The 24,166-nt window shown below is 63.4% G+C and carries 21 protein-coding genes and 4 pseudogenes; 15 read left to right on the forward strand and 10 right to left on the reverse strand.

Annotated features, from left to right (window positions below):
* Together EOW66_RS18320 and EOW66_RS18325 are read right to left on the reverse strand one after the other, a co-directional pair.
* Positions 1-1,014, reverse strand: a complete 1,014-nt coding sequence (locus EOW66_RS18320) for a sugar ABC transporter substrate-binding protein (RefSeq protein ID WP_128157778.1) — start codon at positions 1,012-1,014, stop codon at positions 1-3.
* Positions 1,015-1,054: 40 nt separating this feature from the next.
* The gene (locus EOW66_RS18325) at positions 1,055-2,047 is read right to left on the reverse strand and encodes an ABC transporter permease (RefSeq protein WP_128157779.1); all 993 of its coding nucleotides are present in this window, start codon (positions 2,045-2,047) and stop codon (positions 1,055-1,057) included.
* Positions 2,048-2,245: 198 nt separating this feature from the next.
* On the opposite strand from EOW66_RS18325, the gene EOW66_RS18330 reads away from it, so the two are divergent.
* Together EOW66_RS18330 and EOW66_RS18335 are read left to right on the forward strand one after the other, a co-directional pair.
* Positions 2,246-2,920 (forward strand): GntR family transcriptional regulator, encoded by a 675-nt coding sequence (locus EOW66_RS18330; RefSeq protein WP_128157780.1) that lies wholly within the window; start codon positions 2,246-2,248, stop codon positions 2,918-2,920.
* Between the two features lies 1 nt (position 2,921).
* Positions 2,922-3,656: an SDR family NAD(P)-dependent oxidoreductase gene (locus EOW66_RS18335; protein WP_128157781.1), complete on the forward strand. Its 735-nt coding sequence runs from the start codon at positions 2,922-2,924 to the stop codon at positions 3,654-3,656.
* 56 nt (positions 3,657-3,712) lie between these two features.
* Here EOW66_RS18335 and EOW66_RS18340 read toward each other — a convergent pair.
* Positions 3,713-4,644 (reverse strand): annotated as a pseudogene (locus EOW66_RS18340) (hypothetical protein); the annotation flags it as partial.
* A gap of 72 nt (positions 4,645-4,716) precedes the next feature.
* Here EOW66_RS18340 and EOW66_RS20725 point away from each other — a divergent pair.
* Both EOW66_RS20725 and EOW66_RS20730 read left to right on the forward strand, forming a co-directional pair.
* Positions 4,717-5,022, forward strand: a pseudogene (locus EOW66_RS20725) (IS5/IS1182 family transposase); the annotation flags it as partial.
* Positions 5,023-5,085: 63 nt separating this feature from the next.
* A pseudogene (locus EOW66_RS20730) lies at positions 5,086-6,394 on the forward strand (IS3 family transposase).
* Positions 6,395-6,748: 354 nt separating this feature from the next.
* Here EOW66_RS20730 and EOW66_RS18350 read toward each other — a convergent pair.
* The gene (locus EOW66_RS18350) at positions 6,749-7,666 is read right to left on the reverse strand and encodes a LysR family transcriptional regulator (protein ID WP_128157782.1); all 918 of its coding nucleotides are present in this window, start codon (positions 7,664-7,666) and stop codon (positions 6,749-6,751) included.
* A 230-nt stretch (positions 7,667-7,896) separates the two neighbouring features.
* Here EOW66_RS18350 and EOW66_RS18355 point away from each other — a divergent pair, with 230 nt between their 5' ends.
* The 7 genes from EOW66_RS18355 (at position 7,897) to EOW66_RS18385 (ending at position 14,162) form a co-directional block, all read left to right on the forward strand.
* Positions 7,897-8,292, forward strand: a complete 396-nt coding sequence (locus tag EOW66_RS18355; RefSeq protein ID WP_206363743.1) for a RidA family protein — start codon at positions 7,897-7,899, stop codon at positions 8,290-8,292.
* A 10-nt stretch (positions 8,293-8,302) separates the two neighbouring features.
* Positions 8,303-8,770 carry a VOC family protein gene (locus EOW66_RS18360; protein WP_128157784.1) on the forward strand — a complete coding sequence of 156 codons (468 nt, stop codon included), beginning with the start codon at positions 8,303-8,305 and terminating at the stop codon, positions 8,768-8,770.
* Positions 8,771-8,863: 93 nt separating this feature from the next.
* Entirely contained in the window at positions 8,864-10,288 is a 1,425-nt protein-coding gene (locus EOW66_RS18365; RefSeq protein WP_128157785.1) for a Na+/H+ antiporter NhaC family protein, read from the forward strand.
* A 33-nt stretch (positions 10,289-10,321) separates the two neighbouring features.
* Positions 10,322-11,254: a dihydrodipicolinate synthase family protein gene (locus EOW66_RS18370; protein WP_128157786.1), complete on the forward strand. Its 933-nt coding sequence runs from the start codon at positions 10,322-10,324 to the stop codon at positions 11,252-11,254.
* Between the two features lie 5 nt (positions 11,255-11,259).
* Complete coding sequence (locus EOW66_RS18375; RefSeq protein ID WP_128157787.1) at positions 11,260-12,438, forward strand: NAD(P)/FAD-dependent oxidoreductase; 1,179 nt, start codon at positions 11,260-11,262, stop codon at positions 12,436-12,438.
* A gap of 3 nt (positions 12,439-12,441) precedes the next feature.
* Complete coding sequence (locus tag EOW66_RS18380) at positions 12,442-12,726, forward strand: (2Fe-2S)-binding protein (RefSeq protein WP_128157788.1); 285 nt, start codon at positions 12,442-12,444, stop codon at positions 12,724-12,726.
* Positions 12,726-14,162, forward strand: coding sequence for an FAD/NAD(P)-dependent oxidoreductase (locus EOW66_RS18385; RefSeq protein WP_128157789.1), 1,437 nt, complete (start codon positions 12,726-12,728; stop codon positions 14,160-14,162). Before EOW66_RS18380 ends, EOW66_RS18385 begins: the two co-directional genes overlap by 1 nt.
* Before the next feature lie 310 nt (positions 14,163-14,472).
* Here the strand turns inward: EOW66_RS18385 and EOW66_RS18390 are convergent, their stop codons facing one another.
* Together EOW66_RS18390 and EOW66_RS18395 are read right to left on the reverse strand one after the other, a co-directional pair.
* Positions 14,473-14,895, reverse strand: coding sequence for a hypothetical protein (locus EOW66_RS18390; protein ID WP_128157790.1), 423 nt, complete (start codon positions 14,893-14,895; stop codon positions 14,473-14,475).
* Between the two features lie 260 nt (positions 14,896-15,155).
* On the reverse strand, positions 15,156-16,037 hold the full coding sequence (locus tag EOW66_RS18395) for a LysR family transcriptional regulator (protein ID WP_128157791.1): 882 nt from the start codon (positions 16,035-16,037) through the stop codon (positions 15,156-15,158).
* Between the two features lie 93 nt (positions 16,038-16,130).
* Here EOW66_RS18395 and ampC point away from each other — a divergent pair, with 93 nt between their 5' ends.
* A complete protein-coding gene (gene ampC, locus EOW66_RS18400) occupies positions 16,131-17,270 on the forward strand; it encodes a class C beta-lactamase (protein ID WP_128157792.1) in 1,140 nt (379 codons plus the stop codon).
* Positions 17,271-17,601: 331 nt separating this feature from the next.
* Here ampC and EOW66_RS18405 read toward each other — a convergent pair whose 3' ends face one another.
* The 4 genes and pseudogenes from EOW66_RS18405 to EOW66_RS18420 all read right to left on the reverse strand — a co-directional run bounded on the left by EOW66_RS18405 (position 17,602) and on the right by EOW66_RS18420 (position 22,213).
* The gene (locus EOW66_RS18405; protein WP_128157793.1) at positions 17,602-18,609 is read right to left on the reverse strand and encodes a TRAP transporter substrate-binding protein; all 1,008 of its coding nucleotides are present in this window, start codon (positions 18,607-18,609) and stop codon (positions 17,602-17,604) included.
* A gap of 13 nt (positions 18,610-18,622) precedes the next feature.
* Positions 18,623-19,531: pseudogene (locus tag EOW66_RS18410) on the reverse strand (TRAP transporter large permease); the annotation flags it as partial.
* A 253-nt stretch (positions 19,532-19,784) separates the two neighbouring features.
* A complete protein-coding gene (locus tag EOW66_RS18415; RefSeq protein WP_128157794.1) occupies positions 19,785-21,599 on the reverse strand; it encodes a plasmid recombination protein in 1,815 nt (604 codons plus the stop codon).
* A gap of 356 nt (positions 21,600-21,955) precedes the next feature.
* Positions 21,956-22,213, reverse strand: a complete 258-nt coding sequence (locus EOW66_RS18420; RefSeq protein ID WP_128157795.1) for a helix-turn-helix domain-containing protein — start codon at positions 22,211-22,213, stop codon at positions 21,956-21,958.
* Positions 22,214-22,295: 82 nt separating this feature from the next.
* Between EOW66_RS18420 and EOW66_RS18425 the strand changes: the two genes are divergently transcribed.
* From EOW66_RS18425 to EOW66_RS18435, 3 genes are all read left to right on the forward strand, one after another.
* On the forward strand, positions 22,296-22,700 hold the full coding sequence (locus EOW66_RS18425; RefSeq protein WP_128157796.1) for a hypothetical protein: 405 nt from the start codon (positions 22,296-22,298) through the stop codon (positions 22,698-22,700).
* Entirely contained in the window at positions 22,700-23,140 is a 441-nt protein-coding gene (locus EOW66_RS18430) for a DUF6634 family protein (protein WP_128157797.1), read from the forward strand. Before EOW66_RS18425 ends, EOW66_RS18430 begins: the two co-directional genes overlap by 1 nt.
* 701 nt (positions 23,141-23,841) lie before the next feature.
* Positions 23,842-24,166, forward strand: a 325-nt coding sequence (locus tag EOW66_RS18435; protein ID WP_164881188.1) for a recombinase family protein, incomplete at its 3' end; no start/stop codon positions are given.

Consider the following 24,166-nt stretch of genomic DNA (forward strand, 5'->3'; position numbering starts at 1 on the left):
TCACTTCGTCGGGTCGTCGTAGCAGAACTTGGCGTCCTGCGGCCCGTTCACCCAATACTGGTTCGAGAAGTAGAAGAGGTTCTTCGAGCCGGGGGCGTCACCGCTTTGCAGCAGGCCGAGCACCGCGTTCACGATCGCCTGCCCCTGGATGTCGGCGCGATAGGAGAGCGCGCGGGAGAACAGTCCCTGTTCGACCAGGTTGCAGTCGCCACGCTGCCCGTCGGAGGAGGCATAGACCCGGATCTTGCCTTCCATGCCGGCATTCTTCACCGCCTGTGCGGCACCCGCCGTCATCGGCCCCCAGAAGCCGTAGACCGCGCAGAGATCGGGATTCTGCTGGATCGCGGTGGTCGCCAGCTGATTGGCCTTGTTCGCGTCCCAGCTCGCCGGTTGCGACATCACGACCTTGATCGAGGGATCGGTGGAAAACACCTCCATCGCCCCCTTGAGCTGATCGACGGAGCCGGCCGCCGTGGCCTCGCCCTGGATCATCGCGACCTTGCCGGAGCCCTTGCCGCCGCCGCAGTCATGCACGATCTCGGTGGCGATCTGGCGGCCGATGTCGACCCAGTCGACGCCGACATAAGCGTCGCCCACCGTGTTCGAGGCCATGTTGACCTGCACCACATAGATCCCCTGCTCCATCGCGCGCTTGAGCTCGGAGGCGAGCGCGGTGGTGGAGTTGTTCTGCACGATCAGCACATCGGGCTTTTCGTTGATCAGCGCGGTGACCGCCTGCAGCGCGACATCGTTGTTGAAGTTCGGGTCGCGCATGGCGAATTCGATGCCGTAGCGCGAGAACTGATCCTTCATCACCGCGGTCCATTCGGACTCGAGCACCCCCATCCAGACCGGCACCCAGGCGACCTTCTTGCCCTTGATCTTCTCGTCGAAGCCCATCCGCCATTTCTCGCGGATGTTCGGCTTGCCCTCGGCGCCCGCCGGGGCGGCCGCGATCACCGTCGCAGCCAGTGCCATCCCGAGCACGAGGCCCTGCATCAGTTTCGATCTCATGGTTTCCTCCTCCGTTTCCGATACCCCCTCCTCCCGGGGGTCATTCACCCTGTTTCGCGGTCTCGTCGTCCTTGCGATGCAGGAAGCTGTCGATCACGATCGCCGCGAGCAACACGACGCCCTTGCAGATGTCCTGTGTCTGGGTGTCGAGATTGAGAATGGTCATGCCGTTGAGCAGCACCCCGATCAGCAGCGCCCCGACCAGCACGCTACCGACCGAACCGCGCCCGCCGACGAGGCTGATCCCGCCGAGCACCACGACCAGGATCACGTCGAAGATCAGCGTGCTGTCGACGACCTGCAGATGCATCAGGCTGGTCGAGCCGAGCATGACGAGCCCGCCGACATAGCCGATCGCCCCCGAGACCGCATATTCGAGCATGGTCAGCGGCCGCACCGAGATCCCGGTCATCCGCGCCGCATCGGCATTGTCGCCATGCGCATAGATGAAGCGCCCGACGGTGGTACGTGACAGGCCCAGATGTACGATGAGCGCGAGCACGGCAAAGACGATCAGCGGCACCGGCAGCCCCCAGGACAGGTTCTCGCCAAGCGTACCGACGAAGGTCTCGCCATCGTTGAGATAGACGAGCAGCTGCGGCATCACCAGGGCGCGGGTGACGCCGACGACGAGCAGCCCCGAGGCGAGCGTGGCGAACAGCGCGGGGATCTCGACATAGGCGATCATGAAGCCGTTCAGCGCCCCGATCGCGAGTGCCAGGGCAAACCCCGCGACCAGCGCGACAGCCAGCGGCACGCCGGAGTTGAGCATCACCGCGGTGATCCCCGCCGTCGAGGCCATGATCGCGATCTGCGACAGGTCGACGCCGCGTGCGATCACCACGATCCCCATGCCGAGCGACAGGATGCCGAGAATCGAGATGCTGCGGGCGAGCGCGAAGATATTGCCAAACGTCAGGAACGTCGGCAGCAGCACGGCGAAGATCGCGGTCGCAATCAGAATGGCGACAAGAACGATCTGTTCCTGACTGGGCGCAGCAAAACGCCGCGCCGCGGATACGGTCCGAGTCATAGGTCCTCCCTCGATCCTGCGCCACCCCTCCCGGCAGCTGGATTGGATACACTAATGGCCCCCGCAAAACATGTATGTCAACAATAAATGCATGTTTTGCGATTTTTACTCGAAAATACCCGAAAATTTCTTATCGTTGGATACAATTGCATCTCACCTACACATTGATGTAGACAAATTCGAAAGAGGAGGAGCCGAATGTCGATATCGGGCAAGGAGCAGGACAGCGCCACGCTCAGCGCGGCGATCGTGGCGGATCTGCGCAGCGCGATCCTGTCGGGCGTCTATGCCCCGGGCACGCGGATCCGGCAGGAGGAACTGGCCGAGCGCTTCGGCACCAGCCGGATCCCGGTGCGCGAGGCGCTGAAGGATCTCGAGACGCAGGGGCTCATCACGCTCGTGCCCAACAGCGGCGCCTGGATCGCGCGGATCGACCCGGCGGAATGCAACGAGATCTACAAGATCCGCGAGCGGATCGAACCGCTCGCACTCGGCGAAAGCATCCCGCGGCTGTCGGAGGAACAGATCGACCGGCTCGCGGCCCTCGTCGACGCGATCGACGCCACGCGCGAGGTCGAGGATTTCCTCCGCCTCGACCGCGAGTTCCACCTCGAAAGCTATGCCGGCGCGCAGATGCCGACGCTGCTCGCGATGATCGAGCGGTTTTGGAACACGACCCAGCACTATCGCCGCGCCTATACCCGGCTGATCGGCGGCGAGGGGCAATGGGTGATCCACTACGAGCATCGACTGATCCTCGAGGCGATCCGCCGCCGCGACGCCGAGGAAGGCGAACAGATGCTGCGCAGCCACATCCGCCGCACGCGCCTGCAGATCCAGGACTCGCGGACAACGGAGATCAGGGAGGACTGAGATGACCGACGCATTCGGGGGCAAGACCCTCGTCATCACCGGCGCGACCGGCGCCATCGCCTCGGCCGTCGCGCTGCAGGCCGCGGCGCAGGGGGCGCGCCTCGTGCTTGGTGACATCGGCGCCGAGGCGCTCGACGCGCTGTGCGCGCAGATCGGCGCCGGACGTTGTGCGATGCTCGCCGGGGACGTGCGAGATCCGGAGAATGCCGCCGCGCTGGTGGCGCTGGCCCGCACGCGCTTTGGCGGCATCGACGCGCTGATCCCGGCGGCGGGCATCTACCGCGACCGCGCCTTTGCCGAAATGAGCGCGCAGGACTGGCGCGAGACGATGGAGATCAATCTCGACGCGATCTTCCATCTCATCCGCACCGCTCTGCCCGCGCTGAACCCGGGCGCGGCGATCGTGAACCTGACCTCGATCGCGGCCCATCGCGGCAGCCCGCGCCATGCGCATTACGCGGCGACGAAGGGCGCGCTGCTCAGCCTGACGCGTTCCCTCGCACAGGAGCTCGCGCCGCAGGTCCGGGTCAACGCCGTCTCCCCCGGCATCATCGAAACGCAGATGACGCGCGATCTGCTCGCCGCACACGGCGGGGCACTGCGCGCGGCCACCCCGCTCGACCGGTTCGGAACCGCCGAGGAGGTCGCCCGCGCAATCCTGTTTCTGGCAGGTCCGGCCTCGAGCTTCATCACCGGAGAGGTCATCCATGTGAACGGCGGCCTTTACATGGATTGACGGCGGGCCAACTGACCTGATCCCGCCCGGCGGCACAGGCCCCTGATCGGGAGATCTCAGTGGCAATCCCGGCTGGAGAACAGGCACTTCGCCTGTTCGCGCGCGCCGGCCTCGGGGCGCCGTCGTCTGGCCGCGTGACGCCTGCCGCCTCGTCGCGCGGTTACGCGCAGCAGCCTCCCGCCCATCGCCCCGCGACGAAACTGCGCGCAGACCTTTGGCCAGACGACGATATTCGAAACGCCGGTCTCATCCTCGAGGGTCAGGAAGATGACACCCGAGGCGGTGCCCGGCCGCGGACAGGTGATCACGAGACCGCAGACGGCGCAGCGCCCGGGCGGCGCCTCGGTCCGCTGCTGATGCGGGGTGATCCCGGCGACCAGCAGCCGCAGAAGCTCGGCCGGATGGGCGCGCAGCGTCAGCCGCAGCGAGACATGATCCGCGACCACCTCCTCGCCGAAACGCATCGGCGACAGGAGGACGGCGGGCTCGCGCAACCCCTCGCCATCGAGCGGATCGGAGAAGAGCGGCAGGGGCCGGGGCGTCCGGATCGCGCGCACCGCCCAGAGCACATCGCGCCGCATCAGCCCCGGGCCGGCAGAGACCGCCGGGTGATGGCATTTCAGCCAGGAAGAGACATCGCTCAGCATCGCAAAGGTGGCGGCATGGCTTTCGGGAAAGCCGTAATCGGCGAAGCTCTCGATCTGCGAGGAACAGGCCTCGGTGATCTCGCGCGGATAGCCGTTCCCTTCCATCCCGGCGATGAGCCGCGCGCGATGCGCGCCGATCGTGCCGATCCGCCTCCGCCGGGCAGCCCGCACCGACGACGGCGATCCGCATCGCAAGCCCCTGAAAGAGCGGCACGCCGGGCGTCTTCGCCGTCACTGCGGCAAGGGCGGGGCCGAAGGGGGCGGGCGCCTCGAGCCCCCTGACGGCGGTGGATATAAGGTTTCACCATCCCGCCCTGATTCGACCCGGGGCGCACGATTGCGTGCCTCGATCACCAGATGCCGGGACTGAACACCAGCAAAGGCTACGCAGGCCCCCCATCAAGCCCTATGGCGATCTGACCTGCGCTGACGACCGCGCCGAACGCAAGGCCGCGCTGGACATGCTGCACCGCTACCCCCGGATCGCCCCGGCAGCTGACCTTGGGTGCCAACAAGGGATATATGATGCGGTCGAATTCGTCGCAGATCTCCGCGAGGCCTGCGTCCCCCCGTACCTCGCCAAGAAGGCGCGGCATTCGGCAATCGACGGGCATACAACCCGACACAAAAGCCATGCCCAGCCCCGGAAGCAGCGCAAACGGATCGAGGAAACGTTTGGTTGGGCTAAGACCGTGGGCGGCATGTCCCAGACTGCCTATACTGTGCGCCGCGATAGTTCATCCAGCTGCTGCTAGCGTCCGCCCCAGGGGAAGGATCGGACCATGAAGCCATCGAAGTTCAACGGATCCCAGATCATCGGTATTCTGAGAGAGGCCGAGGCGGGGGCAAAGATCGCTGATCGCTGCCGCGGGCGCGGGATCAGCACCTCGACGTTCTACGCCTGGAAGGCCAGGTTCGGAGGCATGGAGGTCTCTGAAGGCGCTTGAGGAGTGAGCCCGTGAACACCACCGGTTCGAGAGAATGGGCAAATAACTCGAAGCTGAAGCGCCTGTTGGCAGATCCCCTGCTCGACCAGGCCGCGCTGAAGGATCTCCTCAGCCGAAAGTGGTGACGCCCGCCGCCAGGCGCGAGGCCGTCGCAATCCTCGTGGAAGGCCACGAGATGAGCGAGATCGGAGCGTGAAGCAGACAGTCCGGGGGACTGTTTGCAGCGAACAACGGCGTGTTCCGTGATCCGAGCTGATCGGATTTCAGCGCGCTCCCGCAGTCGTCGGCCCGACGATGCGGGGCTGCGTGAACGTATGCGGATGCTGGCCGGCGAGCGACGCCGGTTCGGCTATCGGCGGCTGCATGCGTTGCTGAGAAGAGAGGGGCTGGTGATGAACCGCAAGAAACCCCAGCGGCTCTGTCGCGAGGAAGGCTTGTCGGTGCGCAAGCGGCGCGGGCGCAAGAAAGCGACCGGGACAGGAGCGCCGCTGCTGACCGTCGCCGTGCCGAATGCGCGGTGGTCGGTCGATTTTGTCCACGACCAGTTCGCGAACGGCCGGCGACAGCCTTCGCCATTGGGCTCGGAGCAATGGCGCCACACTGGCTCGTTCTTCAACGTGATCGACGATGCAGCCAAGGAGTGCCTTGCCGCCGTGTTGACACTTAAATCTCCGGCCGCCGAGTCGCGCGGGAGCTCACTGCGGTGATCGCGCGGCGCGGCAAGCCGGGCCTCATCGTCAGCGATCAAGATGAGATGGGACCGTGGCCCCGGTGGGGCCGCGTAAGCCCCTCGAATGAGTTCAGCTCGAACGCGATGCTGGCCTCGACCGAGGAGATCGGCGTATCCAGGCCCTTCATCGCGCCGGGAAAGCCGATGCAGAACGGGATCTGTGAAGCCTTCAACTCAAAGATGCGAGACGAGCTCTTGAATGAGCCGCTGTTTCACGGGCTCGACCACGCCGGCGCCATCGTCGCGGACTGGGGCGCCGATTACAACGCCGAGCGCCCACACCCGGCTCTCGGCGCCCCCCACCGCTTTCGAGGCCCAACTCACCGCAATGGGCGCAACAGCGCCATACTCAACCGCGGGCTCCGGCATCAGCTGGGTGACTGTCGGGGGTCACAGCAGCGGCCATCAGCTTGAGCTTGTTGGGGACTTGGTTGGGATTCTCGATCTCGCCGAGCTTGACATGACGAAGCCCCCGCGTTTGGCGAGGGCTGGTGTTGTGTCGAAGTCGGATTTGTTGGTTGCGGGGGCGCACTTTCAGAAATTCTTGCCTTTGCACCAGCAGCAATGGCGCGATCTAAAATCCCTTGCAGCATAGCGAAAATCCCTCTCACACGCAAACTCTGCCAAACACCCGCTATCGGCACGAAGGGCGGGTTGCGGACCTTCGCTGCGACTCGCGCGAAGGTCTGGTTAAGGACAATGAGCCCCATCGAAAGCGCGCATACTGACTATTTTCTGCAGTGGCGACGACCAATAGTCATCGTTGCCTCATCCGATTGAGACACGCGCCGATGGCAGCAAGCGTTTGCGAATGAGATCCGCCAGTTCATTCAGATGTGGCGCGAAACGTCGGCCGCGGCGGGCAAGAAGATGAACATAGACGGCTTGTAGCTCGGGCGTCGCAACGGGAACCGCGACCAACTCTCCGCTGGCGAGTTCGGCGCTGACACTGAAGGCGGGCAGAACGGTGATCAAACCATGGGCCCGCGCCATATGGGTCAGCAGGGCGATCGAGTTGCTGGTGAAGATCGGCGATATCCTCAGCCCGTTATTCGTGGCGGCCTCGTCGATCAACTGCCGGATCCGGAAGTTCGGCCCCATGAGGGCCAGGGATTCCATGCCGAGGTCTTCCATCGAAAGGCTGCTGCGCTGTGCCAGCCGGTGATGCGCGGACAGGATCGCCACAAGGGGAAGAGCTGCCCGATAGCGCGAAACGACATGCGGATGCGAGACCGGGTTGAACGCGACGCCGAAATGGACCTCGTCATCAAGCAGCAGGCGGATCATCTTCGTCGTATCCGTGACGCTGACGGAAAGCGTGATCCCCGGATATGTGTTGATGAAACCGTCGAGCGTCTCGTGGAAGTCGGGGCCGAGAAACCCCTCACCGATCGCGATTTCGGCATGCCCCGCCCGCGCAGCAGCAAGGTCAAGCAACTGGGCTTCCAGGACCTCGACGCTGGACTGACGGGCTCGATAGTAGTCGATCACGGCGTGGCCCGCATCTGTCAGGCGGATCTCGCGGCGCCCAGGTTCGATCAGCGATGTTCCGGTCTCTGCCTCGAGCTGGGCGATCTGGCGGCTGATCGAGGAAGGAGCCAGATCCAGGATATCGGCCGCCGCGCGCATGGAGCCGCAGCGCCAGGCTTCGAACAGGAATCGGATGCGGTCGTCAGTGATCTTCATCTGGGTCTGAGGTGCGCCATGATTTCAAATTAATCACATGAAATAATACATATTATGTTGCAATGTTTGCAACGAATTTCTGCAATGATCGCCATTGAACGCAACCATGTTCTCCGCTGGAATGATCGACACGATCACCGCTCTCTCGACAAACGCGATCGATCGACATGCAAGCCGGCCCTCAGACCGGCACCTCCCCAACGATGTGCGACAACAGAGAGGATCTCCAATTGGAAACCCGCGAAATCAACCCCTGGACCTGGCAAGACGGCTTCGGCTTTGCCCATGCACGTGAAGCGACCGGCGCCACCCGTTTCCTGACCCTGTCGGGGCAATGCGCGACCGATGCGTCCGGCGCCCCGCAATATCCCGGCGACATGGCCGCGCAACTGGCGCTGGCCGTGGCCAACCTGGGCGAGGTGCTGGCGCAGGCCGGCATGAGCTATGCCAATGTCCAGGGTATCCGCATCTTCACCACCGACATGGACGCGACGCTCGCCAATTGGGGGGCGCTGATCGGCCCCTTCGTCGAGGCTGGCCATCGCCCTGCCAGCACGTTGGTCGGCACCACGCGGCTGTTCTCGCCCGACCTGCTGGTCGAAATCGAAGCCACGGCCTGCGTTTGAGGAGAGTATCATGATCCGTGGCATCCATCACCCCAGCCTCGCGACCGATGATCTCGACACCCTGCTCCCGTTCTACCGGGATCTGCTGGGCTTCGAGGTCATCTCCACCTTTGGTTGGGAGGCCGGCAGCGATCTGTCGGCACTCGCAGGCCAGATCACCGGCATCAGCGGCTCCACCGCGCGCTCGGCGCTTCTCAAGGCGGGTAACGCCTTTCTCGAGATCTTCGAATACACCACGCCGCTCTCGGCGCGCAGCGACGCGCCCGCCCTGTCAAACAAGGGCATCGCGCATGTCTGTTTCGACAGCGACGACGTGCATGCAGACCACGCGCGGCTGAGCGCGGAGGGCATTCGCTTCAATTCGGATCCGATCAAGGTCGGTCCGATGCGCGTCTGCTATTGCCGGGATCCCGACGGGAATTTCGTGGAATTGCAACAGATCACCGATCCCGACAGCGGCCTGGCCCTGACGATCTGACAGGTCGGGCGGCTAGGGCCGCCCGGTTCTGAAACATGCTGCCTCTGGCGGGCAATCGACATAAAAACAGAAGCTCCAACACGGAGGTTCGTGATGAACCAACCCTCTCTGCAATTCCGGGGCGGCCTGACGATGGCTTTCCTGCCCCCGGTGCTCTTCCTCATCTCCTGCTTTCTCTATTTCGTGGTCTTCAAGGCCTTCGACATGACGGCACTGGCCATGGGCGGCTTCGTGTCGCTGCTGATCGGCGCGCTGTTCGCGAAGACCTACAAGGAGTTCTGGGTCCAGGTGCTGAAAGGCATCGGCAGCGAAAGCGCGGTCGCGATCACCGTGATCCTGTTCATGGTCGGCATGATCTCGGCCCTGATCAAGGCCACGGGTGTGGCCATCGGTTTCGTCTGGCTGGCACAGGAATTCGGCCTGAACGCAGGATATTACACGCTGTTCGTCTTTATCTCGGTCGGCGTGATCTCGATGGCGACCGGCTCTTCCATCGGGACGATGTTCACCGCCTTCCCGATCTTCTACGCGGCGGGCATCACGATCGGTGCAGCCCCGGCACCGCTGGCCGGCGCCATTCTCTCGGCGGCGATCTTGGGCGACAATCTGGCGCCGATCTCGGACACCACGATCATCTCGTCCTCGAGCCAGAGATTCCGCTCGAAGGACGCGGTGGCCGATGTGGGCGGCGTGGTCCGGCACCGGGCGCGCTATGCGCTGGTGGCGGCAGCGATCTCGGCCGTGCTCTATCTGGTGATCGGCATGTCGGGCGCCCAGCATGCCGGGCTGGCGCAATTCTCGGCCGAGGCCTCGCCGCTGCCGCTCCTGATGTTGATCCCGGTCGCGATCATGCTGATCGTGGCGATGCTTTCGCGCGATATCTTCCTCGCCGTCACGGTGGGGCTGATCCTCGGCTCGCTGACCGGGCTCGCCTCCAGCCTGCTCAACCTGAGCGACATCGTCGGCGTCAAGGACGGCACCCCCTCGGGCTTCCTCTATGCCGGCGTCAATTCGATGCTGGGGACCGTGGCGCTGGTCATCTCGGTCTTCGGGATCATGGGCGTGCTGCGCGGGGCGGGCGTCATGGAACTGATCATCACCAAGCTCTCGACCGGTTCCCTCGCCTCGACCCCGCGCGGCGTCGAATGGGCGATCGGGCTGGGCGTCTCGGCGACGACGCTGCTGTTCGGCGGCGTGAACTCGGCCGCGATGCTGACCTTCGGCCCGATCGCTGACGAACTCGGCGCCCGTGTCGGCCTGCATCCCTATCGGCGGGCCAACGTGATGGACTGTTTCGCCCTCGGCCTGGCCTCGGTGGTGCCGGTTCTCAGCGCCTACCTGTTCATCGGGGCGCTGCTGACCTCGGGCTACGATCAGGCCCCGGCGCAATCCACCTTCGCGCTCTTCCCGGTGACGATCTATCCGCTTGCTTTGACCGCGGTGATGATCGTGGCCGTGGTGACCGGTTGGGGGCGGCGTTTCGAAGCGACTGACAGCTCGGCCTCCAAAATCCGATAACGACCTGAAAAGCAGGCATCGAAAGGACCTCAAATGGATCGCAATTCCGTCTCCTGGACCGGCTATATTCCTGCCATCACCACCCCGTTCGACGGCAAGGGCCGATTGGACCTCGACGCGTTCGACGGGCAGATGGAGTGGCTCCGCGCCGAGCGCATGCATGGTGTCATCCTCGCGGGCACCAGCGGCGAATGGTTCAGCATGAGCCTCGCGGAGCGCGCCGCTCTGTTCCAGGCGGGCGCGCGCCACCGCGCAGCGGGCCTTTGGGTCATCGGTGCCTGCAATGCTTTCACCGCGGCCGAGGCGATCACCCATGCCAAGGCTGCAGAAGCGGCGGGGCTGGACGGTATCCTGCTGACCCCGCCGCCTTATGTGGTTCCCAACCGGACCGAGATCGTGCGCTTCTATCGCACGGTCTCGGATGCGGTCGACATCCCGATGACCGTTTACAACTGGCCACGCGGCTGCATTGTGGACATGGATACGGACCTTCTGGAGGAGCTTGCCGAGATCGAGAATGTCGTGGCGATCAAGAACTCCACCGGCAATTTCGCCGCGTTCCTTGCAGGCATGTATCGCCTCGAAGACAGGGTGCGCTATTTCGGCCTGCCCACCAGCGCGTTGGGGGTGGATTTGGCCCTGCTCGGCCATGGTGACGGGCTGATGGGCTCGGGCGGTGTGCTGGGAGCCGATCACCCCGATTTCTGGCGGGCGATCGCCGAAGGAGATCGGGCCCGGGCGCTGGCGCTCGGCGAACGCGACCGCGTCATCATGACGGAATGGTTCCGGCCCGATTACGGCGTTCAGTTCGGCAACCAGCAGGCGATCATGAAGACCGCGCTGCGTTTGCGGGGCGTTCCGGCCGGTTTCGTGCGTGACCCGCTGATGGAGCTGAGCCCGGATGAGGTCGCGCGGATCGAGGCCACTCTGCACAAGCTGGGGATCGAAACCCAGCCGCTGGGCTGATCGCCATGGCCCGGAACTTCGACACGATCGTCATTGGCGGGGGACTGCTCGGCTGCTCCACCGCCTGGATGATCGCGCGGGAGGGCGGTCGGGTTCTGCTGGTAGAGCGCGACCAGATCAATCAGCACGCCTCCGGCAGCAATGCCGGGAGCCTGCATTTTCAGCTCGAATACCGGATGATCGAACGCGGCACCGAGGCGGCGCTGAAGGCGGCCGAGGCGATGCCGCTGCACCTTCAGGCTGCCGAGCTGTGGTCCGCTCTCCCCGCGCTTTGCGGCGAGACAATCGAGGTCAAGCAGACCGGCGGGTTGATGATCGCCGAAAATGCCGAGCAGGTCGCCCTGCTAGAGAAAAAAACCGCGCTCGAGAGGAGCTGGGGACTCGACAACCGGATGATCGACCGGGCCGAGATCGAGCGGATTGCTCCCTACCTGTCGGATCGGGTGATTGCAGCGGCGCATTGCCCGATCGAAGGCAAGGCCGATGCACGAACCGCCGGGCCCGCGCTGGCCCGTGCCGCACTTAAGGCAGGCGCCGAGATCCGGACCCGGACCGAGGTCACCGGGCTGTCGCGCAGCGGCGGAGGCTGGCAGGTCGCCCTCTCGGCGGGCAGCACGAGCGAGCCGGTCTCGGCGCAGACTATCGTCATCGCTGCCGGCGTCTGGACGACGCGGATCGGCCAAATGATGGAGGCCGATCTGCCGACGATCCCGCTGGCGCTCATGATGACCGTGACGCAGCGCGTGCCAAAACTGATTCCGCATCTGGTGCAGCATGCGGGCGGGCGGTTGTCGCTCAAGCAGGCGCTTGACGGCAATATCCTGATCGGAGGCGGCTGGCCGGCGCGCCTGATGCGCGATGCCCGGGGGGAGCCTGATTTCGACGCCAAACCGTCTCTTCTGCTGAGTTCGCTGTCAGGCAACGCCGAGATGGCGATCTGCGTTCTGCCTGCCCTGAGCCGTGTTCCGGCGATCCGCAGCTGGGTCGGGACGACAACCGTCACGCCGGATCAGCTGCCGCTTGTGGGCGCCGTGCCGGGCTGCCCCGGTGCCTTTGTCGCGACCGGAGGCTCGGCTTTTACCCTCGGCCCCAGTTTCGCGCAGGTTTTGGCCGCGCTGGTGGCCGGTCGCCGGCCCGAAACTGATCTGACGGCCTTCGATCCGGCCCGCTATGGAAGGAGCTAGAACATGGTGAAGGCACGACGCCTCGATGCGGGACGTGGCCGAAAGGTGACGTTCTCCTTCGACGGCCGGAGTATCGACAGCTATGAGGGCGAGACCCTGGCAACGGCTTTGCTGGCCGCTGGAGTTGCCGCGTTCAGTGTGACCCGGGCCGGGCAACCGCGCTTGCCATTTTGCAACATGGGTACCTGCTTCGACTGCGCGGTCCGGGTCGACGGGCAGGACCTGGTGCGGGCCTGCCTGACTGATGTGCGCGACGGAATGCAAGTCGAACGGCAGGAGGGCAAGTGATGCGCGATCTGGCAATCGTTGGCGCAGGCCCGGCCGGCATGGCCGCAGCCCTTGCCGTGGCAGAGGCCGGGTTCTCGGTCACCGTGATCGACGAACAGGCGCGCGCTGGTGGGCAGATCTTTCGCCGCCCCCCCGAAGCCTGGGGCGAGCGGCACGGGAATTATCGCCCCTACCCTTGGGCGCGCGAGCTGATCGAGCATTTCGAGGATCACCCGGCGATCGAGGCCCATTTCCGCTCGACCGCCTTCGGCGTGCTGCACGACCGGGACGGGGCTGAGCCTGCGGCACTGGAGCTGGCCGTCAACACGCCAAATGGTGGCCGTCGGGTCGCGTCACGCCGTCTGCTTCTTGCGACCGGGGCCTATGACATGCCGGTCGCCTTTCCCGGCTGGACCTTGCCTGGCGTGATGACGGCGGGTGCGGTGCAATCCCTTTTGAAAAGCCAGAAACTTCTTGTCGGCAAGCGCGTAATGCTGGCCGGTTCGCACCCAATCCAGCTCATTCTCGCCGGGCAGTTGCTGGATGCCGGCGCCGAGATCGTGGAAATTTCCCTCGCTCGCGATCTGCCCGGCCTGTTCGAAATGGCGAAAGCACTCCCCGCCATTCCCGGCCATGTCTCGATCTTTGCCGAGGCCTTGCGCGCGATGGCCAAGATCGCGCGGCACCGGGTTCCGGTCTCGCGGCGGACGGTGGTGTCGGAAGCGCGCGCGATTGACGACAGGCTCGAGGTTCGGCTCTCCCGGGTCGACGCCGAGTGGGTGCGTAGCGGAGAAGATCACGTTGTCGAGGTGGATGTCCTCGCGCTCGGTTATGGCTTCTCGCCGTCCACCGAACTCGCACGGCAGGCCGGCTGCGCGCTTTGCTGGAACTCGGCGGGGGGCGGATGGACCGTATCGCATGACGCCGAATTCCGCAGTTCGGCGCCGGACATCTTCGTGGCGGGCGAACCGACGGGTGTCGCCGGTGCGGAACGGGCTTGGGCGGAGGGTCATATGGCGGGGTTGAGCATTGCTGCATCGCTCGGCGCTACAGTGGATCCGTCTACGCTCACACGCGCCAAGCGGCGACTGGCCAGCGCTGCGCGTTTTTCTACGGTGATGCAGACGATGTTCGAGCCTCATCGTGCCGCCTTGGCGGAGCTGTCTTGTCAGGAAGATACCGTGATCTGCCGCTGCGAAGAGGTCCGGAATAAGCGCATAGAAGCGGCATTGGCAGGCAACCCCTTCATACAGTCCGCGAATGCGCTGAAGCTGGAATGCCGCAGCGGGATGGGGCCATGCCAGGGACGCTATTGCGAGGGCACGATCGCGGCGCGAATAGCCAAAGCACGCGGCGCCTCGATTGAGCAATCCGGGCGCTTCAACGCACATCTGCCTGTGAAACCCGTGCCGCTCGCAGCCTATCGCGACATCGCTAATGAGCCGGAGATCTCATGAAAGCTCGGCCCAGTCGGCTCCGTCCAACAAGTCGGGCCCATCCTCCTTGAGAACGGAATGGGCATTGTGGTCAAGCGGCTCTTCTCATGCAAAGGGCTTCTTGCTGCACCGAACGCAGGTGAGAACCCAAACAGTTTCAAGGGAACGATGCCGTTGCACACAAGCAGCAAAGATCCTGTTTGAAGCTGGACCGGCCATCTGCCGCGCCTGGCACGAAGGTCGGCTTTGGGCCGAGGTCGATACGGCGGCGGGGGCCTCAAGACAGTCATGCCGCGCCGCCGCATGGCCGCTTCGAGCCCGGAGCGGACGGTCAGGGGCTCGCAGCAGCTCTCCTGAGTTCGCGTCGAGGATCATGCCGAAGCACCAACAGGATGCAGCTAGCTTCGAACCCGCGCCCAAGGTCAGAAACCACGCGGAGCGAGCAATTGAGCCGGTCAATAGTGGCCAACTCCACAGTTAAGTGAGCGTCTTGAACCCACTCGAAAGGCAGATTGTGGCTCTTCATCAAGGCTTGCAGCGTTGCCGCGAAGCGTTGCGATACCATTGAAATCTCAGGATTTATCTTGGAGAGGTCTTCGCCCGCCAGCGGTATATCAAGCGCACTCGCACCTTCGCGCTCTATCCAATTTCTCAACTGACCGAGGGCCCAGTAACCGTTCATATCGTTGTTGCGGCTCACAAAGGCGGCGAGAACATCATGAACGATACCCTGAAGTTCGATGCGTCTTGCCATGCCGTCCGGCTCCTAACGATTGCTCAGCTTTAGTCGACAGTAGCATCCGTCAACGTCCGCCTCTGTCCGCACTGCTGACCTTGGCCTGCCCGGCCATGCTGCACAATGCCACGACCGATCGCTTCGGGGAAGTTGCACCGCGGCGGCGACGCATGCTCGACCGGCAGCAAAGGGCCGGGAGCGCCATGTTGCTCAGCCAAGGTGGCCACGCGACACGCCGCGCCGCCGCATGGCCGCTTCGAGCCCCAAACCGGGCGTTGTCATTCAGGAGGCCTGTGATCGATCGCTGCGTTTCTCATCCAGTCCAGCAAGGTCTCGACGGCGGTCGTCATCCGTCGTTCTCTGGGCACCGTGACCCAATAGCTCCCGAGGGTCACGGTCGTTGCGAACGGGCGCACCAACCGGCCCGATAGAAGCTGGCGCTGGAACATCGGCACGGGCAGCAGCGCGATGCCGAACCCCTCGGCGGCAAGGTCCGCAAGCCCGACCGAACTGTCCAGAACGGGACCGGTGAGCGGAGGGCAGCTTTCCCCTGCCTGCCCGAACCACGCAGGCCACTCGTCGGCCCGGTAGCTCCGCAGGAGCGTGTGTCGGCGCAAATCCGCAGGCATGCGCAGGTCTATGTCCGGGGCGCAGAGCGGCGTCATGGGCGCGTCCATGATGTGATGCGCCTCGATCCCCGCCCATTGGCCCTCGCCGAAGCGGATGGCAGCATCCAGCCCCTCGCGCGCGATCTCCACGCGGTTGTTGTGCGTGGACAGGCGGAGCGTGATCCCCGGATGCATGCGGGCAAAGGCCTGAAGCCGCGGGATGAGCCAGCCTGTGGCAAATGTCGTCACGACGCCGATGTTCAGGATTTCTGCGGCTGGCCCTCCCACAACGCGGTCCAGCATTCGGGCGATGTCGTCCAGCCCCCGTTCCATCACCGGAAACAGCGCCCGACCGGCATCGGTCATGACCAGGCCTGCCGGCGTGCGGTGAAACAAGGTCACGCCAAGCATATCCTCGAGCCGCGCGATCTGGTGGCTGACGGCGGCCTGTGTCACACGCAGCTCGACTGCGGCACGGGTAAAGCTGCCCTGACGCGCCGCCACTTCGAAGGTTCGCAAAGCATTCAACGGGATGTCGGGACGGTCAGGCATGAGCTGAGCTTATGCGAAGTCCAATGCTTTGTCGTCTCCCGGATGCATGCAGACCCGGGTATTTCGTCTTTCGAAGACCATACTGGACAAGACATGAACCGCATACCCCTTTCCATCCTGCTCGTGGCGGCCGCGCTGAAGCCCGCGCTTGCGCAAGACAGCCAGCAGAAGTTCGAAGATGATGCTGCCGCAGCTTTCGAAACCGCGATCGAGGACTACGACATTCCCGGCCTGATCGTGGGCGTGACCCATGGCGGAAAGCACAGTTTCTATCAGACGGGCCTGGCATCTCGGGAAGACCAAAGGCCCGTGACGCCGGATACCCTCTTTGAACTCGGCTCCATCAGCAAGATCTTCAACGTGACGCTGGCCGCCATGGCGGAGGAACGGGGCAAGGTGTCGCTTGATGCGCCGGTCTCGAACTATCTTCCGTCCTTGCAGGGGACGCCGGCGGGCGCCCTGACCCTGATGGATCTTGCAACGCATCATTCCGGTGGCCTGCCCTTGCAGGTGCCGGATGAGGTGGAAGATGTCGATCATCTCGTCGACTGGCTTGGGCACTGGCAACCACCGGAGCCGGGGGCGCGCAGCTACTCCAATATCAGCATTGGCCTGCTGGGTCACATCACCTCCGACGCGATGGGCATGAGCTATGCTGATGCCCTGCAAACGGACCTCTTTCCCGCGCTCGGGCTGAAGAACACCTGGGTCGATGTGCCGGCCGATGCGGCGGGCTCCTATGCCTTCGGTTACGACCGGAAAACGAATGCGCCGATCCGCGTCACGCCCGGCGTGCTGGATGACGAAGCCTATGGCGTGAAATCCTCCGCGCGCGACATGCTGACGCTGCTGGATGTCGAGCTTGCGAAGGGCGACGTCTCTTCCGAAATCCGCGACGCCGTGGCGCGCACGCAGATGGGGCAGTTCCAGACGCGCCTGTTCACCCAGACCATGATCTGGGAGGCCTATCCGTGGCCGATTGATGCAGAACTCCTGGTGGAGGGAAATGGCTATGACTTCATCCTCAAACCTCAGATGATGGATGACGTGAACGGGGGGCCCGCTGGCGACGTCATTCTGAACAAGACTGGCTCCACAAACGGCTTTGGCGGCTACATCGCGATGGTGCCTGGCGAGGATCTGGGCGTCGTGGTGCTTGCAAACCGCAACTATCCCAATGCGGCGCGGGTCCGCGCCACCTACGACCTGATCACCCGCATTCTAGCCGAATGAAGTGAAATCGCCGGTCGCATCGGCATGCTCGCAAGGGCATGCCGAATGTCGGCTCTGCCCCGCTGACCGGACATTGCCGTCGCCCTGAGTGCCGCGCCACTTGGGGCCTTGACCCAACTTCTGGTGATCGCCCGAACAGGTTCTTTTCCGGACGCCCTGTCGCGCGCGGTCTCGTTCAGGAGGATGGCCATCAGGTGTCGGGCGCGGTGCGACGCGCCACCGCCACGGGGCGTGGTCCCAGCCGGCAGGCATCTTGCCCTAGAAGACAGAAACCCGGGGCACGAAAACATGCCCCGGGTCGCTGTGTTTCCGGCTGCGCCGAGATCAGCCATTACTTGGCCCGAGCGTCCTGCACCAGCTTGTGAAGGGTCTCGTATTCAGCCTTGACCTCCGGCTGGCTGTCCAGAAGATCGGCGGCCAGCGAGGCGAAGCCCTCTTCCATCCGTTTCTGTTCCGCCTCCGGCAGCTGGGTGATGACACCGCCGTTGTCGGTCCAGATCTTGTAGGACCGCGCCACGTTGTCGATGCCCCACTGATAGGCCTTGTCTTCGGCAGCACGCCCCGCCGCGAGGATCGCGGCCTTGGTCGCCTCGCTCTGCATCTGGAACCAGTCCTCGTTCACGACGGTGACCGACACGACCTGCGAGAAATGTAGATCGAGGATGTACTTGCCCACGTCGTAATACTTGAACGCGGTCAGGATCGGCGCCCCCACCAGCATGCCGTCAAGCCCGCCGGACTGAAGCTGCGGGATGACCTCGGACAGCGGCAGCGGCAGCGGGATCGCACCGAGTTGCTCCATCGGCTTGATCTGCAGCGGCGAGGCGAAGGTGCGGATCTTGAGCCCCTTCACATCCTCGAGGGTCTTCGCATCTTTCATGGTGAACAGCACCGTCGGCGAATTGTACATCGCGCCGATCACCCGCAGCCCCTTGTTGAGGAACATCGTCTCGAGGTGATCGCGATACGCCGGGTCGTGGAGCGCGGCGTGCACGTCCTCGGGCGAGCTGAACAGCCCCGGCACGTCGAAGGCCTGGAAGCGCGGATCGACATTGGTGATGAAGGAGGTGGGGGTGGTGAAGGCCTCGATGGAGCCCAGAAGAACGCCCTCGGTCATGCGCGGGATCGTTCCCAGCTGAGAGGCCGGGTAGATCTCGGTCTTGACCGCACCGGGGGCGCGCGCCGCAAGCTCTTCGACGAAGAGCTTGATCCATTCATGCTGCACGTCGTTGATCGTCGCGGTCGCGATCTTCATCGTGCTTTCGGCCTGCGCCGGGCCGAACGAGCCCGCCGCGAGAGTCGCGACGATCGCGACGGATTTGAGGAATTTGGCAATCATGGTTTATCCTTGCTTAGAGTGTGTTCACGAGGATCAGAGACAGTGAGGGAACGTAGGTGATGATGAGCAGCGCAAACACGAGGATCATGACGAAGGGCATGACCCCCCGGTAAAGCGTGTGCGCCGGCAATCCCGTCACCTGCTGCGCCACGAAGATGTTCAACCCGAAGGGAGGGGTGAACATGCCGATGGCCAAGTTGACGGTCATGATGGTCCCGAAATGAACGGGATTGATGCCCAGCGAGATCGCGATCGGCGCGAGGAGCGGGGCGAAGACGAGGATGGCCGAGGTCGGGTCGAGAAAGGCACCGATCACCAGCAGCAGGACGTTGACCGCAAGCAGGAAGGTGAAGGCCGAGAATTGCTCGGCCGCGATCCAGCTGATCAGCGCCTGGGGCACGCCCTGGGTCGTGAGAAGCCAGTTCACCACGCTGGCCGCCGCCACCACGATCAGGACCTGGGCCGACAGCATCGCGGAATGCGCCGCCGCATCGAGGATGTCGCGCAGCGTCATGGAGCGGTAGAAGAACAGGCCGATGACGATGGCGTAGACACAGGCGAACCCGCCCGCCTCGGAAGGGGAGAACACCCCGAGGTAGATCCCGCCCAGGACGAAGACCGGCATCAGGATCGCCCAGAAAGCCTCCCGCGTGGCCCGGATGGCCGTTCGAAGCGAGAAGCGGGCATCCGAGCGAATTCCCCGGCGCCAGGCGTCGAAGATCACGAAGATGGACAGCAGGACCGCCATCAGGATGGCCGGCAGTATCCCCGCGATGAACAGGTGGGGAATGGATTGCTCGGCGGACATCGCATAGAGGATCATCGCGATGCTGGGTGGGATCACGATGTCGATCGCGCCGGAGGAGGCCAGGAGCCCTCCCGCGCGACGCTGGCCATAGCCCGCCTCGACAAGCTTGGGATAGAGCGTCCTGCCCTAAGCGGACTATGGGTCACCTCCCTGACCGCCTGCTTCTCGCCATTTTGCCTCCGCCGCTCGCAATAATCGCGAAGGCGAGAACCGCTGCGATAACTGAGGTCTCCGCGCTTCTCGCCTTCGCTAACGTTGAGGCCGGTAATTCCGTTGTTGGTTGATGCAGAAGGTCACGCGACCGGGTGCCGAAACTTAACGCAATCGGGTGCCGATTTCTCTGCGAACCAGCACAATGCCCATCGCATCACATTTCTGGCCCTTGCCTGTCTGCCTCAACCTGTGGCCCGGAGTCGCCGACGGTCGTCACAACCGCACGTTTGATGACGTTGACGAACCTCACGACCAGTTGCTGGAGGGACGAACGGCCTTCGGTCGGCAGCATGGTTGCCTTGCGCAGGAAGGCCGGAACGCGAGCAAGACGCAGCTTCCCATCCTCGACATCAAGTGCACCGCTCTCCAGTTGGCCCATGACATCGCCCATGGCCGCGAAGGCCTCATCCATATCCGCCTCCCGTTCTTTCACCCTCTCTTCTTTTCGGGCGACAGCAACCTCACGCGCGGCCAGCGCCGTTTCAGTGTGGGCTTGATCCTTTTCCCTTTCCTTCAATGAATCTTCGGCCTGATGCTGCGCTGCCCTGCGGCGCGCGATTTCAGCCGCTTCTGCGCGGTGCCTTTCAGCGGTTTCTTTTTGGCGAGCCACCTCGGCGTCGGCCTCTTGGCGCGCGCTGTCCCGTACCGCCTCGGCCTCCTGCCTCTCGGATATCGCCGCCTGCATGCGCTGAGCCGCCCTCTCGGCGCGATCTTCGTATCCGGTGACCAGCCTTTCCGTATCGGCTTGCACCTTGCGCGCCCATTCGACAGCGGCCTCGCTTTGGCGTTGTTGGGTCTTAAGTGCCATATCGCGTCGCAACATCTCAGCTGCGGCCCGTCCTTCCCGACCGGCCTGAGCCGCCAGCTTTTGCAGCCTCTCCGCCTCGGCCTGCTTCTCAAGACGATCAACCTCGGCCTTGCGCCTTTGGGCATCACGAAGCGCCTGCTTGCGCGATTTCCGCACCACTTGCGCGCCAAGCGCATGTGCTTCGTCCACGATGGCTGCTGCATCGGCCTTTGCATCCAGGCGGCTGATCTCGGCACGCACATTGGCCCGGTTCTCAATTTCCCTCGCCCGTTGTTCGATTGTGGCCGCTGTCGCCTGTGCGGTATGGATCACAGCCTCCGCGGTGACCTCCGCCCTGCGGCGCGCCCTGCCCGCTTTGACATGAGCTTCCAGCAGTTCCATCTTGCGGTGAACGGACGGCGGGATGTGGCGCCGCCGCTTTGGCACGGCCTCGCCCGCCGCCTTGGCCTTGCGAATGGCCTCGGCGCGTTTTTCACCGCGTGCGAGTCCGAGATCCGCAAAGGCAGCCCCCGCGATATCCTGAGCACTCTCGTAACGCGCGATCAGCGGATTGAGCGAGGGCTGCAGCAAGAATTGCCGTCCCCGATTGGCCGACTGTTTCTCAGTCCAGACGGCGACAACAAAGTGGATGTGATAGGCCTCCTCGTCGACGTGTCCCGAAGCATAGCGCAGCTGGCCATCCGGAAAGTGCTCCTGCAGAAAGTCCATCGCACGGGCGCGGAACTGGTCGACTTTTTCAGGGTCCCAACGCCCCTGTGCCGTGCCGCCGAACCACAGCTTGTTGACCGTCAGGATGCCCTCACGCAACGGCCCGTGATCGCAGGCCCGCCACGGATCAACCAATCCGCGTTCCTCAACCTGATCTGCTTCCTTCTGACGCGACTTGGATCGCAGGGCCGCGAGATGTTCTTCGAGATTGGACCGCTGCGCCTCGGCAATCTCGGCCCGCAACCGTGGAACCCAATCCTCGTCCCCCAACAGCACCTCATTCTGCCTGGTCAGGTCCGGATCGACATGCGACAGATCCCCGCCCCTCCGCTTGTCATGCATCACAAATCGCCAGAGATTGCGCGGCACCAGCCCCTGGAAACGCAGGACAATCGGATGCTGAAGCGCGACGACGACAGGTTCAGCATCGGCAAATGTGGGTTGGACGGACATAGCATACTCGGGTTTCTGAGGTCTGAACCGAGTCTCTCATGGACCAAAGAAAATCCCCGCACCTGTTTTATCGGATTTCGAGGGAATTTGTCGCTTCGCTACTCTCTAGTGATGTTGCAATCCCGGGCTGAGCCCCGGAATTACAACATCACCTGTTCGGTCAGGGGATACCCCCGACACCCCTCGCGCTCGGATCGGTTACGGGGAAACCCCTGGCCTCTCCGCCCGCGACCAGCAGCCTGCTGGACCCGCCCCGCCGGGAGCTTCCGGATCGACTGCCTACACTCCGCGAAAGCCGTAATCCGGAGGTATAGGCAATGCCTTTGCTTCCGGATTACGGGGTGATCCCGCCGAGACTACAGCCGTAGATCATCACCAATGTGCGGAACAACTTCTGTCAATACGGCATGCGGCGACACCCCGATTGCCCGTGCGATGATTACCAGCTCCACCACATCGATCCGGCGCTCACCACTCTCGATCCGGGCGATCATGGACTGATGACAATGCAGCCGCTCGGCCAAAGTCATTTGCGACAATCCCATCTCTTTGCGCATCCGTGCCAGCGCGGCGACGAGGGCCTGCTGAGCCAAACTATGGATTGTCTTGGACATCGTGCGCCTGCTTGGAAGTCGATGCACCTTGATCTATTTTCCGGATTATCTAAAATATGGATATTTTCAGGAGCACCCCACCATGACCAATGACCAGATGGGCATCGATATCCCCATCGCACTGCTGCGTGATATCGCGATCCGAATGCGCGTATGCGCGGCGAATGCCAAGAGGGACCCGCACCGCAAAGCCTCCGGGAACACCCATGAGACGTTGGCCTCCGAAGCAACACGCACGATGTCGGTCAAAGACCTCGTCCCACTTTCCGCCAACGATCTGTGTTCATTGACCGGCAAGACGGTCCGCATCCGAACGCCAAAAGAGTTCACGGGGCTTGCTCCGATCATCTCAGCCCTGATGGATGCAGAAGAGGTCCGGCATGGCGCGGCCACCGATGGTTTTTTCCGCGGCTATGTCGTGCCGGAGGTGCTCTCGCTGACGGCACATCTTTACCCTGAAAATCCTTGCGCGAAGGAGGTCTCGTAATGCCGATGCTATCCCCCTATGACAGGGTGTGGCTTGATCGAGCGCTCGTTGCGATCGCGGCTGCGGAGAAAGGCCCCTCTAAGTCCGATCTGTCCACCGCGCCTAAGCTGAACCTTTGGATTCCACAGGTGAACTACCGAGGTGAACTGGTGCTTGAGGGCGAGGTGAAGGCTCACCCGATCCTTGGCGATGACGTGATTATAACGTCGCCGCTTATCGCGCTGGATCCCGACAGAAGATGGGCCCGAACGACCTCTCGGTGGTATCGTCTGGGACAGTGCCAACTGGTGACGGAACAGGAAGAGACGGCACATTTCCATCGGTTAAAGATAGCCCCGCCGAACCGCGAGCAGATGCAGCGCCGCCTCGCTGTCTACATCGAACACCTGAAGCAACAGGATGAAGAGGATCGCAAAGCGCAGGCAGAGGCTAACCACTAGCAGCTGGGCCACCATCAAGGCGCCACACACACCCGTCTGCGCAAAAAGAAGAAAGGAGGGGCCCATAAGGCCCCCCTGATTCCAGCAAACAAAACATCAATGCTGAAGAGCACCCTTACACAACCGCCCAGAGCGCATCCATCCACCGCAATTTAAAAATCCGGATAATTCGTTCCGTGCTCGCTGCGCCCAGATTGCCGAACAGCAACCAGTCGCAAAACTAGCCCGATCACGACTGCCCGTATCCTGCATCACCCCTCTCAAGAGCGTGTCTTCCGTATTTTGATGAGGTTATCCCCAAAATCCGAACGCCGGCGGGGCATTCCCTCGGCTTTGCACCATTCGAGGAAAGGCGCTTGCGTTATGATGAGAACAACACCGCCGGGACCTTCCCGTAGACCAGTAACCCTCATCATGCACCGCCCCGGAAACCCTCCGACGGCGACCGGAAAAGCTTTGCCGTGGCACGCGACCGCAGAGATATTGCAGCGAAGGAGGAGGTCTCCGTTAACACGGATACCGCTCTGGCGGCACCTGCGATCGACATCCACCTTGCAAATCGGATCGAAGAGCCCCACCCTATGCTCATCGCACTGGTGCAGGCAATGGCCCGACACGCAGCGCGCATGGATTGCCCCGCCCAGGATACGGATGGCACAGACGACTAGTCCCTCAGTTTCTCTATCGAAGGATACGCCTGTATGAGCAATCCCCCCCTGCGCGCCGCCATCTATGCCCGCTATTCCTCAGACAATCAGCGCGAAGCCTCGCTCGATGACCAGATCCGCATCTGCCGACGCCTGATCGCGGAACGCGGCTGGATCATTGCCGAAGTCTATAGCGATGCAGCGATCTCCGGGGCGTCTCTGTTGCGCCCGGGCTATCAGAAGCTGCAACAGGACGCGCTGCGCGGCCGGATCGATGTCGTGGTCGCCGAGAGCATCGATCGCATCTCGCGCGATCAGGAACATATCGCGGCGTTCCATAAGCAAATGACCTTCCTCGGCATCCCGGTCATTACCGTGG

The organism is Paenirhodobacter huangdaonensis, assembly GCF_004022465.1.
Classification (GTDB): domain Bacteria; phylum Pseudomonadota; class Alphaproteobacteria; order Rhodobacterales; family Rhodobacteraceae; genus Rhodobacter; species Rhodobacter huangdaonensis.